The sequence below is a fragment of the Streptomyces sp. NPDC048002 genome (genome assembly GCF_040653275.1).
GTDB lineage: Bacteria > Actinomycetota > Actinomycetes > Streptomycetales > Streptomycetaceae > Streptomyces.
On sequence record NZ_JBEZNL010000048.1, the window covers coordinates 1 to 16,189 of the forward strand.

Below are 16,189 nucleotides of genomic sequence, written 5' to 3' on the forward strand. Positions count from 1 at the left end.
TGGGAGACCAACCGCGCCGACTACGGCGTCCGCGTCAACGGCGACGACGTGCTCGCCACGGGCCTGTTCGTCGAGCACTTCAACAAGTACGACGTCGAGTGGTACGGCGAGCGCGGCCGGACGATCTTCTTCCAGAACGAGAAGGCGTACGACGCGCCCAACCAGGCCGCCATCCAGAACGGCTCGACCAAGGGATACGCGGCCTACCGGGTCGACGACTCGGTGAACACCCATGAGGCGTGGGGCCTGGGCAGCTACTGCTACTACAACGTCGATCCGAGCATCAGACAGGACCACGGCTTCAAGGCGCCGGTGAAACCGGGGGTGAAGTTCCACAGCCTCCTGGTGGTCTCCCTCGGCGGCAACGGCCACTACGAGCACGTCATCAACGACACCGGTGCCTCCACGGTCCCGGCCGGCACCTCCACGGTGCCGTCGAACGTCGTGTCCTTCCCCTGACCGGTTCCTCCGGGCCGGGCACCAGCCCCGGCCCGGAGGGGCCCCTCACTGAGCCGCTCTGTCCTGGAGATTGGTCTGCCAGGCCGGGTGCGGCTCCTTGGGTTCCGCCTCCACGGGCCGCCCGCCGCGGGCGAAGAAGTCGGCGAGCGGCAAAATCGCCGCGCCGACCGTGACCGCGTCCGGTCCGAGCGTGCCGAGGTCGATCCGGACGTGCGAGGCGGGGTAGCGCAGCGAGTACGCGGTGGCATGCGCCTTCACCGACTCCAGGAACCGGCGGCCCAGTTGCAGCCCCGCCCATCCGCCGACCAGGATCCGCTCGGGCTGGAAGAGGTTGATCAGGTCGGAGAAGCCCGCGCCCAGGTACTCCGCCGTCTCCTCCAGGACGGCCAGGGCCGACTCGTCGGCGGCGCCCTCGGCCGGATAGGCGGCGGCGAGCATCGCCGTCAGGGCGGTCTCCTCGTCCACCCCCGTCGGCGGCCGCCCGCCGGCCTCCGCCCACCGCTCCAGCAGCGCCTCGGCGCCCGCGTACGCCTCCAGGCAGCCCTGGGCGCCGCAGCGGCACCGCCGCCCCCGCACCCGTACCGTCAGGTGCCCCCACTCCACGGCCCGGCCCGGCCCCATGTCCGCGGAGACCACGCACGCCCCGACACCGGAGCCGAACAGGACCACAGCGGCGCTCCGGGCGCCCCGTCCGGCACCGAACCACATCTCGGCCTGGCCGAGCGTCTTGGCGCCGTTGTCGACGTAGTAGGGCACCGTCTCGGGCAGCAGGGCCGACTCCCGCAGATACCGTTCCAGCGGTACGGCGTCCCAGCCGATCGTCTGCCCGTGCACGATGGCGCCCTCCCCGGGGGTGTGCGCGACGATGCCGGGCACCCCGATGCCGACGCCCAACAGCAGCTCGGGAGCGCTCCCGCCGCGCTCCAGCACCTCGGCGATCCCGTCGCGCAGGTGCCGTACGACGACATCGACGTCGTACCGGTCGACCCGCCGCGGACCCTCGGTGGCCAGGGGTTTCTCCACCCGGGCCAGCTCGGTCAGGGCGAGGTCGAACAGCTCGACGCGGACCCGGGTCTCGCCCACGTCGATGCCGATCAGGTGACCGCTGCGCGGGCTGACACGCAAGAGCGTGCGGGGCCGTCCGCCGACGGAATCGACGCTTCCGGCCTCCTCGACGAGTCCGTCCGTCATCAGCTCGGACACGACGTTGCTCACCGATCCGGAGCTGAGCCCGGTGGCGGGTCCGAGCGCGAACCGGCTCAGCGGGCCGTCGAAGTACAACCGTTGCAATACGGCGGTGCGATTCTCCCGCCGCAGGTCACGTACCGTACGACCGCTGCGTGCTGCCACCCCTGCCCCCTCGTGTCGATGCCATCGCCGCAATCTACCTGCGTCGGGGCCCTTGACGCGATCTTAGCTTGACGCTTAACTCACGTCCTAAATTAAGCCGTGGGGGGTGCGGTCCGCACGCGGGGCGCAGCTCCGGACCCCTCGCAGGCGACAGTCGCTCCTTCCTGGAAGGCCTACTGAAGTCATGCGCAGAAGCAGAGTCGCAGCCATCGGTGCCGTCACCCTCTCTCTCGTCCTCACGTCGGCGGCCTGCGGCGGGGGGTCGTCCGGCTCGGAGGGCTCCAACGAGAAGCCGAAGACCCTCACCTACTGGGCCTCCAACCAGGGCGCCAGCCTGGAGGTGGACAAGAAGGTCCTCCAGCCCGAGCTGGACAAGTTCGAGAAGGAGACCGGCATCAAGGTCAAGCTGGAGGTGGTGCCCTGGTCGGATCTGCTGAACCGGATCCTCACCGCCACCACCTCCGGGCAGGGCCCCGACGTCCTCAACATAGGCAACACCTGGAGCGCCTCCCTCCAGGCCACCGGCGCCCTGCTGCCGTGGGACGCGAAGAACTTCGACGCCATCGGCGGCAAGGACCGCTTCGTCGACTCCGCGCTCGGCTCCACTGGCGTCCAGGGCCAGGACCCCGCCGCGGTGCCGCTGTACTCCATGGCCTACGCCCTCTACTACAACAAGAAGATGTTCGCCGACGCCGGCATCGAGAAGCCCCCGGCCACCTGGGACGAGATGGCCGAGATCGGCAAGAAGCTGTCCAAGGACGGCAAGTGGGCGCTGGGTGCCGAGGGTTCGAACCTGTCCAACAACATCCACCAGGTCTTCGTCCTCGGCAAGCAGCACGGCGCGGACTTCTTCACCCCCGACGGCAAGGCCGACTTCACCTCCGACGGCGCCGTCGCCGCGGTGAAGCAGTACGTCGACCTGATGGCCAAGGAGAAGATCATCGCGCCGGGCAACGCCGAGTACGCGCAGAACCAGTCCCTGAGCGACTTCGCCAAGGACAAGACGGCGATGGTGCTGTGGCAGACCGCCTCGGCCACCTTCAAGTCCCAGGGCATGAACGAGGACGAGTGGGGCGTCGCCCCCGCCCCCGTCCAGTCCGGCACCCCGGGCACGGGCACCAACACCAACTCCATGGTGGCCGGCATCAACATGGCGGTGTTCAAGAACACCAAGAACATCGACGGCGCCAAGAAGTTCGTGAAGTTCATGACCAGCGACGACGAGCAGAAGATCCTCAACAGCGCCTACGGCTCCATCCCGCCGGTCAAGGCCGCCCAGGAGGACCCCTCGTTCAACGGTCCGGCCCTCGCCGTCCTGCGCGAGACCCTCGCCACCAGCGCCACCGCGCTGCCGCAGGTCCCCGAGGAGTCGCAGTTCGAGACCGTCGTCGGCACCGCGGTGAAGGAACTCTTCGCCGACGCCGCCGCCGGACGGGCGGTCACCACCGAATCGGTGCGGGCCAAGCTCGAAAAGGCCCAGCAGCAGATGCCCGCCGCGTGACCACGGAAGTCTCCATGACCACCACCGCCTCCCCCGGCACGGGCGAGCGGACGGCGGACCGGCACCACCGGCCCGGAGCGGCGCCCCGCAAGCGCCGCTCCGGGCGGCTGCGCCGCATCTCCCTGCCGTACCTGCTCCTCCTGCCCGCACTCCTGCTCGAACTCCTGGTCCACCTGGTGCCGATGGTCATCGGCATCGTGGTCAGCTTCAAGCAGCTCACCCAGTTCTACATCCGCGACTGGGGCACCGCCCCCTGGGCGGCCCTGGACAACTACAGGATCGCCGTCGACTTCGACGCACCCGTCGGCGAGGCCCTGCTCAAGTCGTTCGTCACGACCTGTCTGTTCACCGTGCTCTCGGTCGGCCTGTGCTGGCTGCTGGGCGCCACCGCGGCGATCTACCTCCAGGAGCACTTCCGCGGCCGGGGCCTGCTCCGCACGATCTTCCTGATCCCGTACGCGCTGCCCGTCTACGCCGCCGTCATCACCTGGGCGTTCATGTTCCAGCGGGACAACGGCCTGGTGAACCACGTGATCCACGACCAGCTCGGGCTCACCGACTCACCGCCCTTCTGGCTCATCGGCGACAACGCCTTCTTCACCCTGCTCGTGGTGTCGGTGTGGAAGGGCTGGCCGTTCGCCTTCCTCATCATCATGGCCGGGCTCCAGAACATCCCCCGGGAGATGTACGAGGCCGCCGCCCTCGACGGGGCCGGCATGTGGCAGCAGATCCGCCGCATCACCATGCCGTCCCTGCGCCCGGTCAACCAGGTGCTCGTCCTGGTGCTGTTCCTGTGGACGTTCAACGACTTCAACACGCCCTTCGTGCTGTTCGGCAAGGCGGCACCGGAGTCGGCGGACCTGATCTCGCTGCACATCTACCAGTCCTCGTTCCAGACCTGGAACTTCGGCACCGGCTCGGCCATGTCCGTCCTGCTGCTGCTGTTCCTGCTCATGATGACGGGCGCCTACCTCTGGTTCACCTCTCGCGGAAGGAAGGGCACCGATGCGTGAACCCCGCTCGCCGATGGCCGCGCCGCAGTCCTTCCTGTGGAGCCGCCGGATCTTCCTGACCCTCCTCACGGGTTTCGTCCTGCTGCCGGTCTACGTGATGATCTCCAGCTCCCTGAAGCCGCTCCAGGACGTCTCGGAGAAGTTCCAGTGGGTGCCCTCCGGCCTCACCATCCGCCCGTACTTCGACATCTGGGAGACGGTCCCGCTCGCCGACTACTTCACCAACTCGCTGATCGTGGCGGGCGCGGCGACGGTCTGCTCGGTCACCATCGCCGTCTTCGCCGCCTACGCGGTCAGCCGCTACAACTTCCGCGGCAAGCGCGTCTTCACGGTGACGGTCCTCTCCACCCAGATGTTCCCGGGCATCCTCTTCCTGCTGCCGCTGTTCCTCATCTACGTCAACATCGGCAACGCCACCGGCATCGCCCTGTTCGGCTCCCGCGGCGGCCTGATCCTCACCTATCTGACCTTCTCGCTGCCCTTCTCCATCTGGATGCTGATCGGGTACTTCGACTCGGTGCCCAGGGACCTGGACGAGGCGGCGAAGGTCGACGGCTGCGGCCCCCTCGGAGCGCTGTTCCGGGTCGTCGTGCCGGCCGCGATCCCCGGCATCGTCGCCGTCGCCGTGTACGCCTTCATGACCGCCTGGGGCGAGGTCCTCTTCGCCTCCGTCATGACCAACGAGACCACCCGCACCCTCGCGGTCGGACTCCAGGGCTACTCCACCCAGAACGACGTGTACTGGAACCAGATCATGGCCGCCTCGCTCGTCGTCAGCCTGCCCGTCGTCGCGGGCTTCCTGCTCCTCCAGCGCTATCTCGTCACCGGTCTGACGGCCGGAGCCGTCAAGTGACCGCCTGCCCAGACCCAGAGAGGTTCTCCGTGCCCGATCCGATTGACCTCGCAGCCTTCCCCGACGGCTTCCGCTGGGGCACGGCGACATCCGCCTACCAGATCGAGGGCGCCGTGGCCGAGGACGGCCGGACACCCTCCATCTGGGACACCTTCTCCCACACCCCGGGGAAGGTCGACAACGGGGACCACGGCGACGACGCCTGCGACCACTACCACCGCTGGCCCGAGGACGTGGCGCTGCTGCGCCGCCTCGGCGTCGACACCTACCGCATGTCGATCGCCTGGCCCCGCGTGGTCCCCGGCGGCGACGGCCCGGTCAACGAGGCCGGCCTCGACTTCTACGACCGGCTCGTGGACGCCCTCCTCGCGGCGGACATCACCCCCAACATCACCCTCTACCACTGGGACCTGCCCCAGGTCCTCCAGGACCGCGGCGGCTGGACCGTCCGCGACACGGCCGAACACCTCGCCGCCTACGCCTCGGCCGTCGCCGCCCGGCTCGGTGACCGGGTCTCCCTGTGGGGCACCCTCAACGAACCGCTGTGCTCGGCGTGGATCGGCCACCTGGAGGGCCGGATGGCGCCCGGCCTGACCGACCTCACCGCGGCGGTACGGGCCTCCTACCACCTCCTGCTCGGCCACGGCCTGGCCACCCAGGCGATCCGGGCCGCGGTGCCCGGCGCCCGGATCGGCCTGGTCACCAACCACTCCACCGTCGAGGCCGCCTCGACCCACCCCGCCGACATCGCGGCCGCCGCCCGCATGGACGGCCACACCAACCGCTGGTGGCTCGACCCCGTCTACGGCCGCGGCTTCCCCGCCGACATGCGCGAGCTGTACGGAGTCGAACTCCCGGAACAGCCGGGCGACATGGAGACGATCGCCGCGCCGCTCGACTGGCACGGCCTCAACTACTACTTCCCGGCCACCGTGACCGACGACCCCGAGGGCCCGGTCCCGTACGCCCGGGAGGTCCGGCTGCCCGACGTGCCGCGCACCGGCATGGACTGGCAGATCGACGCCGGGGGACTGGAGGCCCTGCTGCTGCGCCTGACCGACGACTACGGGGTGCGGGAGCTGTACGTCACCGAGAACGGCTCCGCCTTCCCCGACACCGTCGCGCCCGACGGCACGGTCCACGACCCCGAGCGCACGCTCTACCTGGAGCAGCACGTGGCCGCCTGCGCCCGCGCCGTCCGCAAGGGCTCCCCGCTGGCGGGCTACTACGCCTGGTCCCTGCTCGACAACTTCGAGTGGGCCTACGGCTACGACAAGCGCTTCGGCCTGGTCCACGTCGACTACGCCACCCAGAAGCGCACCCTGAAGACGAGCGGGCAGCGCTACGCGGACATCATCCGCGTCCACCGGCAGCAGCAACGCTGACTCGCCCGCCACACACACGTGCGGCCGTGCCCCGGCGGGGGCACGGCCGCACGTCGCGTACAGGGCGCGCTACTTCTCCGGCGCGGCGCGCAGCGTCTGCTTCGCCAGCTCCAGCGCCGGGACCATGGCGCGGTGTTCCTCGGTGTCCAGCCCGCCGAGATGCAGGACGACCGGCCCCCGCGTAGTCACCACGGCCACCGCCCGCTCCTCCTTCGTCTCCTCCAGCAGTTCGTCGGAGTACAGGTACGTCACCTCGGCACCCCGGAGGCCGTTCGACTCGAAGGTGCCGTACTTCTCCTCGGCGGCACCGTTCTCCGCGGCGAGGAACGCCTCCAGCACCTCGCGGGCGTCGGTCTCGCCCGGCTTCCCGGTCCACACCCGCAGGAAGCCGATGTTGCCCGCCGGCTTGGCGTCGAGCTCGCACACCAACGCGACCGGACCCTGGTACAGCAAGGCGTCGACGGCCTCCTGGGCCTCCTCGCTCCCGGCCTCCACGGCGGCATCGACGGCGTCCGCCTCCCAGTCCTCGGCGAAGTCGAAGGTGACCGGCAGCTCGCACGGGGAGCCCTGCGCGCCGACGGAACCGCCGCTGCGGGCCACCGAGGACTCCTTCTCCCGCGCGGACGCCCCGGCCGACGCCTTCGTGTCGCCGCCCTCCGACCCGCCCTCCGACCCGCCCGAACATCCCGCCAGCACCGTCATCAGCACCGCGGCAGCAGCCGCACGACGCCCCGTCACTTCGCTCTCCCCTCGCACACCCGGCGCACAGGCTAACCGAGCCCGAGCGGCTCCCCGCGCCCAGGCCCCGATCCCCCTTCACAGCGGCGGTGGACATGCGAAAGGCCGCCCCGGTCACGTTGACCACGAGCGGCCCTTCTGTGGGTCCGCACCGGCGTCGGGCCGGTGCGGCGGGGCTCAGCGGGACTTGGCGTCGGCCACCGGATCGCGACGGAACGCCCAGTCCATCTTCGGCTCCATCACGAACCGGAACACCCGCCGCACGGGCGGCGTGCACAGCGCGGTCACGACGGCGCCGGCGATCAGCGTCACCACGATCTTCCCCAGAGGTTCCTGTACCCAGTCCAGGTGCGACCAGTGGTACTTGTTGGCGGCCTGGATGACGAAGCCGTGCAACAGGTAGCCGTACAGCGTGCCCGCGCCCAGGGCCGTGAACCACGTGCCGCGCCCCGGAACCAGGGAGAGGAAGCACGCGGCCAGCACCGTCGAGCAGGCGAACAGCGCCAGCGTCATGACCGGCCCGTACCAGACGGGCGCCGCCAACTGCTCGGCGCTGGTGCGGTGGAAGAACCACGCGTAGTTCATCCGCGGCACCGCCCACCACGCCACCACGACCGCGCCGAGGAAGACCGGTCCGGCCAGCATCCGCACCGCGCGCCGGCGCACCAGCGCGAAGTGCTCGGGCTTGAGGCACAGGCCGAGCACGAAGTACGGCAGGAACTGAAGGGCCCGCTGGAGGTCCAGGTCCTTGCCGATGGTCGGGGTCATCGTGGCCAGCATCGCGATGCCGAGGGCCAGCGGCAGCGGCCACCGCACCACGCGCCAGATCGGCGTGGTCAGGCGCCAGATGAACAGCGCGGCGAGGAACCAGGTCAGGTACAGCGGATCGAGCAGGCTGATGTCACGGCCGGGCTCGTTGTCGGTCCACCGGGTGAAGAAGGTGTACGCCGTCTCGAACACGATGTACGGGACGGCGACGCCGGTCACCAGCCGCTTGACGCGCCCCGGGGCGGCGTCGAAGCTCCGCGAGAAGTAGCCGGAGATGACGATGAACGCCGGCATGTGGAACGCGTAGACGACCATGTACAGCGCGGTGACCGTGCGGCTCTCGTCCCGCAGGGGCTCCCAGGCGTGTCCTATCGCCACCAGCACGATGGCGAGGTACTTGGCGTTGTCGAAGAACGCGTCCCGCTGCTTGACCGACCGAGCAGTCTGTCCGGCCGGTGCGGCGGCCTTGCCGTCGCCCGCTCCCGGCGGCGCCTGTGCCTGTCCGAGACTGCGCAGGGGCAGCGTTTGCTGTGCGATCCCATCCTGACGGAACCCAGACAGAGCAGAACACCTCTTACAAGAGTTAACTGTGCGGCCCTTGTGCCTACACCGGGAACAACCTAGCCACGCAACCTCAGCCGCGTAAACCTGGACGGTCGTGATGTGACCGCGGTATCTCCCATGGCGTCAGTCATGTGTGACGAGACGTCCGATAACGTCCGAAGCGGACTCTTCAGGGCTTTTCCGGCCGGTCACGGACACCTCGAGATAGCGTGTTCCACTCGCTTCGTGACGTATGCGTACCGCGGCGGATCCTTCTTCGGCGCACGGGACGACGACGATCACGCCGTTGCGGGCCAGCACCTCCGCGACGAGCCCCAGCCGCGCCACGTCGGCGCGCAGGTCGTCGTACCGGTCGAGCACCGTCACCCGCCGGTCCCGAGCGGTGAGCCGCTCGGCCAGCGCGTACGCGGCGGCCAGCCGGTCGGCCAGCGGCAGCCCGGTCACCCACACCGTCGCCCCCGGACAGGTGCACCGGCATCTCGGATCGCTCACCTGGTGACTCACGCCTCCCCGCGCACCACGCGTACGGCAGTTCGCCTCCCCTGACGGCGGTGACGATACCGCTGCCGAAGGCAGCGCTTTCCCCGCGGAGCGGATGGGAATTCACTGAGAACGACGCGCCGGGGCACATAACCGGACGTACGGAATCCGAAGTTGCGGGGGCGCCCGGTGGCGCGGCAGGGTTCGGTGGTGTGGCAACTCTGCTGATCGTGCACCACACGCCCTCACCGAACTGTCAGGCGATGCTGGAGGCCGTGATCTCCGGCGCGACCGCCCCCGAGATCGAGGGCGTCACGGTGGTGCGCCGGGCGGCGCTCGCCGCGACCGCCACCGACGTGCTGGGCGCCGACGCCGTTCTGCTGGGCACGCCGGCGAACCTCGGCTACATGTCCGGCGCCCTGAAGCACTTCTTCGACCAGGTCTACTACCCGTGCCTGGACGCCACCCGCGGCCGTCCCTTCGGCTACTACGTGCACGGCGGGAACGACGTCACGGGCGCGGTCCGGTCGATCGAGTCGGTCACCACCGGGCTCGCCTGGCGCCGCGCGGCGGAGCCGGTGACGGTCACAGGCGAACCGGACAAGCGGGACACCGAGGCGTGCTGGGACCTGGGCGCGACCCTCGCCGCCGGCCTGACGGACTGAACGCGCGAGCGTCACGGCGGTGCCGGGCACCGCCGTGACGCTCGGGGAGCACGGGGGATCAGACCGCCGGGGCGGGGTAGGTCGGGTACTCGACGCCGGAGACGTGCTGGACGACCCGGATGACCTGGCAGGAGTAGCCGAACTCGTTGTCGTACCAGAGGTAGAGGATGGCGTTGTCGCCGTCGACCTTGGTGGCGCCGGCGTCCACGATGGAGGCGTGCCGGGAGCCGACGAAGTCCATGGAGACGGCGTCGGGGGCGGTGGTGAAGTCGATCTGGCGCTTGAGCGGCGAGTTCAGGGAGACGTCGCGCAGGTACTCCAGGACCTCCTCGCGGGTGGTCTCGCGGCCCAGGCGCAGGCTGAGGATCGCGATGGACACGTCCGGCACCGGGACCCGGATGGAGCTGCCGGTGATGGGCGCCTTCAGGTCGGGCAGCGCCTTGGCGACGGCCGAGGCGGCACCGGTCTCGGTGATAACCATGTTCAGCGGCGCGGACCGGCCCCGGCGGTCGGCCTTGTGGTAGTTGTCCAGCAGGTTCTGGTCGTTGGTGAACGAGTGGACGGTCTCCACGTGGCCGCGGACCACGCCGTACTCGTCGTCCATCGCCTTCAGCGGCGGCACGATGGCGTTGGTGGTGCAGGAGGCGCAGGACAGGATCCGCTCGTCCGGCTTGATCGTGTCGTGGTTGACGCCGTGCACGATGTTCGGGACGTCGCCCTTGCCGGGCGCGGTCAGCACCACCTTGTCGATACCCGGGCGCAGGTGCTGCGAGAGGCCCGCCCGGTCCCGCCACTTGCCGGTGTTGTCGATCAGGATGGCGTCCTTGATGCCGTACGCCGTGTAGTCGACCTCGGACGGGTCGTTCGCGTAGATGACCTTGATCGCGTTGCCGTTGGCGAAGATCGTGGCGGACTCCTCGTCCACCGTGATCGTGCCCTGGAACTGGCCGTGGATGGAGTCACGGCGCAGCAGCGAGGCCCGCTTGACGAGGTCCTGGTCGCCACCGCCGCGGACGACGATGGCGCGCAGCCGCAGTCCGTTGCCGGAACCGGCCTTCTCGATCAGCAGCCGGGCGACGAGCCGGCCGATGCGTCCGAAGCCGTAGAGGACGACGTCGCGGCCGGCGCCGCCCTCCAGCTTGTTGGCGCCGGTGGCGCCGGCGACGGCCTCGGCGGTGAACTCCGCCACCGACAGGCCGCGGTCGTCGGACCTGTAGGTCGCGGCGAGCATGCCTATGTCGATCTGGGACGGGCCGAGGTCGAGCGTGGTGAGCGCCTGCAGGAAGGGCAGTGTCTCCGTGACCGACAGCTCCTCGCCGGCGATCTGCCGCGCGAACCGGTGCGTCTTGAGGATGCTGACCACCGACTTGTTCACCAGGGAGCGGCTGTGCAGCAGGACCGTCACGTCCCGCTCCCGGTGCAGCTTCCCGATGATCGGGATCATCGACTCCGCGATCTCCTCGCGGTTCTTCCAGTTGGTGAACGAGTCGTCGTTGACAGTCACAGAAGTCTCTTTCGAGCTAGGCGGTGCTCATATGCTAACCCGCCTGCTCGAAAGGGCCCGATCTGGGGTCGTCAGTTGAAGGTGTCCGGATCCGGACCGGTGCGCAGCCCGCGGTCCAGGGCGGCGACGGCGGCCATCTCCTCGTCGGAGAGGGTGAAGTCGAAGACGTCGAGGTTCTCCCGGACGCGGTGCGGGGTGACGGACTTCGGGATCACGATGTTCCCCAGCTGGAGGTGCCAGCGCAGCACGACCTGGGCGGGCGACTTCCCGTGCCGTTCGGCGAGGGCCGTGATCGCCTCGTCGCCGAGCACCGCGCCCTGGGCCAGCGGGCTCCACGCCTCGGTGGCGATGCCCAGCTCGGCGTGGAGGGCCCGCAGCTCGGCCTGCTGGAGTCCGGGGTGCAGCTCGATCTGGTTGACGGCCGGCACGATCGACGCGCCGTCCAGCAGGCGCCGCAGATGGGCGGGCTGGAAGTTGGAGACTCCGGCGGCGCGGACCCTGCCGTCGGCGACCAGCCGCTCGATGGCCCTCCAGGACTCCCGGTACAGATCCCGGGCCGGCGTGGGCCAGTGGATGAGGTACAGGTCGACATGGGTCAGGCCCAGCGCGTCCAGGCCGGCGTCGAAGGCCCGCAGGGTGGCGTCGTAGCCCTGGTCCGCGTTCCACAGCTTGGTGGTCACGAAGAGGTCCTCGCGGGCGAGGCCGGAGGCGGCGAGGGCCTTGCCCACGCCGGCCTCGTTGCCGTAGATCGCGGCGGTGTCGATCGAGCGGTAACCGGAGTCGAGGGCGGTGGTGACGGCGGTGGCGGTCTCGGCGTCCGGGACCTGGAAGACACCGAAGCCGAGCTGCGGGATCTGGACGCCGTTGTTCAGGGTGACGGTGGGGACAGTGGTCATGGCGGTGGTTCCTCGGTGGTGGGGGATCGGATCAGCGGAGGGCGGCGACGGCCGCGGAGGCGAAGGAGTGGTCCTGCTCGGGGGCGCCGCCGCCGACGCCGATGGCGCCGACGAGACGTCCGTCACGGTGGACCGGGAGGCCGCCCGCGATGAAGAGCAGGGGTCGGTCCAGCGCGGTGGCCAGGCTGTGGAAGGGCCCGTCGGGCTTGACCGCGTCGACGAGATCGGCGGTGGCGCTGTCCAGCTGGAGCGCGGTGTACGCCTTGCGGGTGCTGGTCTCGCCGGAGATCAGCAGGGCCCGGTCGTCGCGGCGGAAGGCCAGCTGATGGCCGCCGGCGTCGAGGACGCTGACGCTGACCCGGACCCCGGCCGCGTCCGCGGCGGCCCGGGCGGCGGTGAGCAGGGTCTCGGCGTCCTGGGTGGTGAGGGGGGGGAGGGTGGTGCTCATGGGACTGACTCCGTGGTGCGTAGGGGAGGAGGGGGATGCCGGGAGGGCTCCCGGCGTCGGCTCAGTGGTGCGCGGAGGCCGTCGCCCGGCCGGCGGGCACGGCGGCTGCCGGAGCGAGGACCCGGCCGGCGGCGCGGCGGGTGCGGCGGTCCAGGAAGCCCGCGACGAGGGCGAGCAGCAGCGCGGTGGCGGAGAGCAGGGCACCGACCCAGTTCGGCGCGGTGTAGCCGAGCCCGGCTGCGATGACGACGCCGCCCAGCCAGGCCGCGAGCGCGTTGCCCAGGTTGAAGGCGCCGATGTTGGCGGCCGAGGCCAGCGTGGGCGCGGCGGTGGCCTGGTCCAGCACCCACTTCTGCAGCGGGGGCACGGTGGCGAAGCCCAGGGCGCCGATCAGGGTCAGGGTGATCGCCGCGAGGACCTTGTGGTGCGCGGTGGCCGTGAACAACAGCAGGGCGAGGCTCAGCGCGCCGAGCGAGGAGAAGAGCAGCGGCATCAGCGCGCGGTCGGCGAGCCTGCCGCCGAGCAGGTTGCCCAGGAACATCCCGATGCCGAACAGGACCAGCAGCCAGGTGACGGCGGCCTCCGTGTAGCCGGTGACCTCGGTCATCATCGGCGTGATGTAGGTGATCGCGGCGAAGACCCCGCCGTAGCCGAGCACGGTCATCGCCATCGCCAGCCACACCTGGACGTTGCGGAAGGCGGCGAATTCCGAACGCACGTCGGCGGCCTCGGGCCGCCCCGCCTCGGGCACCAGCCGGGCCACCCCGAGCAGGCCGATCACGCCCAGCGCGGCGACGAGGCCGAAGGTGACGCGCCAGCCGAAAACCTGTCCGACATAGGTGCCGCCCGGCACGCCGACGATGTTCGCCACGGTCAGGCCCATGAACATCAGGGAGATCGCCGACGCCTTCCGGTGCGGCGCGACCAGGTCGGCGGCGACCACCGAGCCGATGCCGAAGAAGGCTCCGTGGGCGAGGGAGGCGATGATCCGGCCGGTCAGCATCATGCCGAAGCCGGGTGCGAGGGCAGAGAGGGTGTTGCCCACGATGAACAGGCCCATGAGGAACATGAGCATCTTCTTGCGGGACACCTTGGTGCCGAGCACGGTCAGCAGCGGGGCGCCGATGACGACACCGAGCGCGTAGCCGGAGACCAGCCAGCCGGCGGTGGGGATCGTGACACCGAAGTCGTCGGCGACCTGGGGGAGCACACCCATGATCACGAACTCGGTGGTGCCGATCCCGAAGGCCCCGATGGCCAGGGCCAGGAGCGCGAGAGGCATGAGGACGAACCTTCCGGGGATTGCGTGAGGTGCTTACAGGCGAAAACAATAGTTGCAAGCGCGGGCTACATGCAAGCGAGGTCGTGTGTGGAGTGAGATAGCCGTCGCCTGCAACCAGTGCCCGGTCCGGCGCGGGCCGTGACCGCCGCGTGCCGTGACTGTCGTGGGCCGTGACCGCCGCGTGCCGTGACCGTGGTGGGGTGGCCGGTGCGCCCGTGTCCATGCGGATCCACTGAGAAGTCCGTATGAATGTGGGGAGCCGTTGAACACGGTGGGCCCGGGATCCGTATGGGGGCGAGGGATTTGTATGTCCGCTCGCCCGTCCAGAACGTAGGAGTAGTGCCTTGAGACGCAATACGCGCAGGCGCCCGACCGGCCCACGGCGCGCGACCTTCGCCGCGATCGCCCTGATCCTGGGCGGTGGTGGCATGGTGGCGGTCAATGTGTACGCCTCGGCGACCGAGGCGGACCCGTCGGCCCAGCCGGGCGGGGCGACCATCGACTGCCCCGACGTCGGCAGCGAGTTGACCGCGGTCCCGGACGCGGCCCGGACGGACGTCGACAACGAACTCGCCGCCCTGGACGGCCAGATATCCGAGGCGTACAAGCAACTGCGGTCGGCCACACCGGAACAGCAGCAGGACGCCGCGTTCACCGACAGCTCGGTCATGAAGCCGCTGGAGGAGAAGCGGGCCGGGACGATCGAGCGGATCGCCGTCGCCATCGGCAACGCGGGCGAGCGCCCCGAGGGCCTGGAGGCGCTGGCGGGCTGCGAACTGCTGCCTCCCGAGGAGGAGCAGGCCGAGAACGAGGAGAACGGCCAGGCCGGAAACGGCCCCGTCGCCGCGGACTTCGCCGACATCAACAGCGTGCAGCCGAGCGCGCAGCCCCCGGCCGGACAGAACGCCTCCCGCGGCACCTTCGTCACCCGCTGCGGGGTCAACGAGAACGGGCTGTTCAACTCCGACAACGTGATCGTCGCGCCGGGCGTCTCCAACGGCGCCCACCACTTCCACGACTACATCGGCAACCAGGACAACGACGCCTTCAGCAGTGACGCGGACCTGGCCGCCGCCGACACCAGCTGCGAGAACCAGGGCGACAAGTCCTCCTACTACTGGCCCGTCCTGCGGCTTCAGAACGGCACCCAGGAGCAGGACGCCCAGGCCCCCGGCGGCGGTATCGAGGGCAACGCCGGTGAGATCGTCACGCCCAAGGAGGTCACCCTGACCTTCCAGGGCAGCCCCACCGGCGACGTGACGGCCATGCCGCGCCTGCTGCGCATCATCACGGGTGACGCCAAGGCCCACGTCAACGGCACGGCCAACGCCAACGCCTCGTGGAGCTGCACCGGGTTCGAGGACCGGCAGCTGAAGGACAAGTACCCGCTCTGCCCCGAAGGCAGCGACGTGGTGCGCACGTTCAAGTTCCAGAGCTGCTGGGACGGCCGCAACATCGACAGCGCCAACCACCGTACGCACGTGGCCTTCGCCGCGGCCGACGGCTCCTGCGCGGCCGGCTTCCAGGCCATCCCGCAGCTGGTCCAGCGCATCGTCTACGACGTCGACGCGCCGAGCCTCGACGACGGCGGCGACACGACCCCGCTGTTCGCCGTCGACTCCTTCCCCGAGCAGCTGCACAAGCCGGTCACGGACCACGGCGACTTCATCAACGTCTTCGAAGAGGGCCTGATGCGGGAGATGGTCGACTGCATCAACGAGGGCCGGGAGTGCGACGGTGCCGAGGCCCCCGAGGAGCCGCAGCAGCCGGAGCCGAGCGAGGAGCCCCAGGAGACCGAGGAGCCGCAGGAGACCGAGCAGCCGCAGCAGCCGGAACCCTCCGAGGAGCCCCAGGAGACGGAGCAGCCGCAGGAGACCGAGCAGCCCGCGGAGCCGGAGGAGCCGCAGAACCCGGCGCCGGGCGACGACGAGTCCGAGCCCGCCGCCGAGGAGCCCCCGGCCGGGACGCAGAGCGCCGAGCCCCCGGCGGACGACGCCCCGCAGGCCACGGCCACCGCCGACCGGCCGAAGATCTCCGCCACTCCCTCCGAGACCCGCACCGAGGAGGCCCCCGCGGAGGCCATCGGCTCGCCGACCGCCTCGCCGACCCAGTCCTCGGTCGCCGTGGGTTCCGACCAGCCGGTCTACGGCACCGCGCCGCAGACCGCGGGCGGCAGCCTCGCCGACACCGGAGCGAAGCTGTGGCCGGCGGCCGCCGGCACGCTCCTCGTCGTCGCGGGCATCGTGCTGCTGCGCCGGTTCGCGCGCAGAGCCTGAGCGACAC

The 16,189-nt window shown here is 70.2% G+C and carries 14 protein-coding genes and 1 pseudogene; 7 read left to right on the forward strand and 8 right to left on the reverse strand.

Annotated features, from left to right (window positions below):
• A pseudogene (locus AB0E07_RS35210) lies at positions 1-459 on the forward strand (coagulation factor 5/8 type domain-containing protein); the annotation flags it as partial.
• Between the two features lie 45 nt (positions 460-504).
• Here AB0E07_RS35210 and AB0E07_RS35215 read toward each other — a convergent pair.
• Positions 505-1,809 (reverse strand): ROK family protein, encoded by a 1,305-nt coding sequence (locus AB0E07_RS35215; RefSeq protein WP_362261197.1) that lies wholly within the window; start codon positions 1,807-1,809, stop codon positions 505-507.
• Positions 1,810-1,993: 184 nt separating this feature from the next.
• Here AB0E07_RS35215 and AB0E07_RS35220 point away from each other — a divergent pair, with 184 nt between their 5' ends.
• Genes AB0E07_RS35220 through AB0E07_RS35235 form a run of 4 tightly spaced genes read left to right on the forward strand, consistent with a single transcriptional unit; the run spans position 1,994 to position 6,561 of the window.
• The gene (locus AB0E07_RS35220; RefSeq protein WP_362261199.1) at positions 1,994-3,310 is read left to right on the forward strand and encodes an extracellular solute-binding protein; all 1,317 of its coding nucleotides are present in this window, start codon (positions 1,994-1,996) and stop codon (positions 3,308-3,310) included.
• A 14-nt stretch (positions 3,311-3,324) separates the two neighbouring features.
• The gene (locus tag AB0E07_RS35225) at positions 3,325-4,323 is read left to right on the forward strand and encodes a sugar ABC transporter permease (RefSeq protein ID WP_362261201.1); all 999 of its coding nucleotides are present in this window, start codon (positions 3,325-3,327) and stop codon (positions 4,321-4,323) included.
• A 13-nt stretch (positions 4,324-4,336) separates the two neighbouring features.
• Positions 4,337-5,176, forward strand: a complete 840-nt coding sequence (locus tag AB0E07_RS35230) for a carbohydrate ABC transporter permease (protein ID WP_362261289.1) — start codon at positions 4,337-4,339, stop codon at positions 5,174-5,176.
• A 29-nt stretch (positions 5,177-5,205) separates the two neighbouring features.
• The gene (locus AB0E07_RS35235; protein WP_362261203.1) at positions 5,206-6,561 is read left to right on the forward strand and encodes a GH1 family beta-glucosidase; all 1,356 of its coding nucleotides are present in this window, start codon (positions 5,206-5,208) and stop codon (positions 6,559-6,561) included.
• A gap of 69 nt (positions 6,562-6,630) precedes the next feature.
• Here AB0E07_RS35235 and AB0E07_RS35240 read toward each other — a convergent pair whose 3' ends face one another.
• From AB0E07_RS35240 to AB0E07_RS35250, 3 genes are all read right to left on the reverse strand, one after another.
• Entirely contained in the window at positions 6,631-7,299 is a 669-nt protein-coding gene (locus AB0E07_RS35240; protein ID WP_362261205.1) for a lipoprotein, read from the reverse strand.
• Between the two features lie 177 nt (positions 7,300-7,476).
• Complete coding sequence (locus AB0E07_RS35245; protein WP_362261291.1) at positions 7,477-8,583, reverse strand: acyltransferase family protein; 1,107 nt, start codon at positions 8,581-8,583, stop codon at positions 7,477-7,479.
• Positions 8,584-8,754: 171 nt separating this feature from the next.
• A complete protein-coding gene (locus AB0E07_RS35250; protein ID WP_362261207.1) occupies positions 8,755-9,075 on the reverse strand; it encodes a hypothetical protein in 321 nt (106 codons plus the stop codon).
• A gap of 248 nt (positions 9,076-9,323) precedes the next feature.
• On the opposite strand from AB0E07_RS35250, the gene AB0E07_RS35255 reads away from it, so the two are divergent.
• The gene (locus AB0E07_RS35255) at positions 9,324-9,776 is read left to right on the forward strand and encodes an NAD(P)H-dependent oxidoreductase (RefSeq protein WP_362261209.1); all 453 of its coding nucleotides are present in this window, start codon (positions 9,324-9,326) and stop codon (positions 9,774-9,776) included.
• Positions 9,777-9,834: 58 nt separating this feature from the next.
• On the opposite strand, the gene AB0E07_RS35260 is transcribed toward AB0E07_RS35255, so the two are convergent.
• The 4 genes from AB0E07_RS35260 to AB0E07_RS35275 form a co-directional block, all read right to left on the reverse strand.
• Positions 9,835-11,280 carry a glyceraldehyde-3-phosphate dehydrogenase gene (locus AB0E07_RS35260; RefSeq protein ID WP_362261211.1) on the reverse strand — a complete coding sequence of 482 codons (1,446 nt, stop codon included), beginning with the start codon at positions 11,278-11,280 and terminating at the stop codon, positions 9,835-9,837.
• Between the two features lie 71 nt (positions 11,281-11,351).
• A complete protein-coding gene (locus AB0E07_RS35265; protein ID WP_362261213.1) occupies positions 11,352-12,176 on the reverse strand; it encodes an aldo/keto reductase in 825 nt (274 codons plus the stop codon).
• 31 nt (positions 12,177-12,207) lie between these two features.
• Entirely contained in the window at positions 12,208-12,624 is a 417-nt protein-coding gene (locus AB0E07_RS35270; RefSeq protein ID WP_362261215.1) for a heme-binding protein, read from the reverse strand.
• A gap of 61 nt (positions 12,625-12,685) precedes the next feature.
• Entirely contained in the window at positions 12,686-13,906 is a 1,221-nt protein-coding gene (locus AB0E07_RS35275) for an MFS transporter (RefSeq protein ID WP_362261218.1), read from the reverse strand.
• A gap of 344 nt (positions 13,907-14,250) precedes the next feature.
• Between AB0E07_RS35275 and AB0E07_RS35280 the strand changes: the two genes are divergently transcribed.
• Positions 14,251-16,182: a DUF1996 domain-containing protein gene (locus AB0E07_RS35280; RefSeq protein ID WP_362261220.1), complete on the forward strand. Its 1,932-nt coding sequence runs from the start codon at positions 14,251-14,253 to the stop codon at positions 16,180-16,182.
• The last annotated feature ends 7 nt before the right edge of the window (positions 16,183-16,189 follow it).

Coding starts and splice junctions, on each gene's coding strand:
- AB0E07_RS35220 (WP_362261199.1), top strand. CDS start 1,994: ATGCGCAGAAGCAGAGTCGCAGCCATCGGTGCCGTCACCCTCTCTCTC.
- AB0E07_RS35225 (WP_362261201.1), top strand. CDS start 3,325: ATGACCACCACCGCCTCCCCCGGCACGGGCGAGCGGACGGCGGACCGG.
- AB0E07_RS35230 (WP_362261289.1), top strand. CDS start 4,337: ATGGCCGCGCCGCAGTCCTTCCTGTGGAGCCGCCGGATCTTCCTGACC.
- AB0E07_RS35265 (WP_362261213.1), bottom strand. CDS start 12,176: ATGACCACTGTCCCCACCGTCACCCTGAACAACGGCGTCCAGATCCCG.
- AB0E07_RS35270 (WP_362261215.1), bottom strand. CDS start 12,624: ATGAGCACCACCCTCCCCCCCCTCACCACCCAGGACGCCGAGACCCTG.
- AB0E07_RS35275 (WP_362261218.1), bottom strand. CDS start 13,906: ATGCCTCTCGCGCTCCTGGCCCTGGCCATCGGGGCCTTCGGGATCGGC.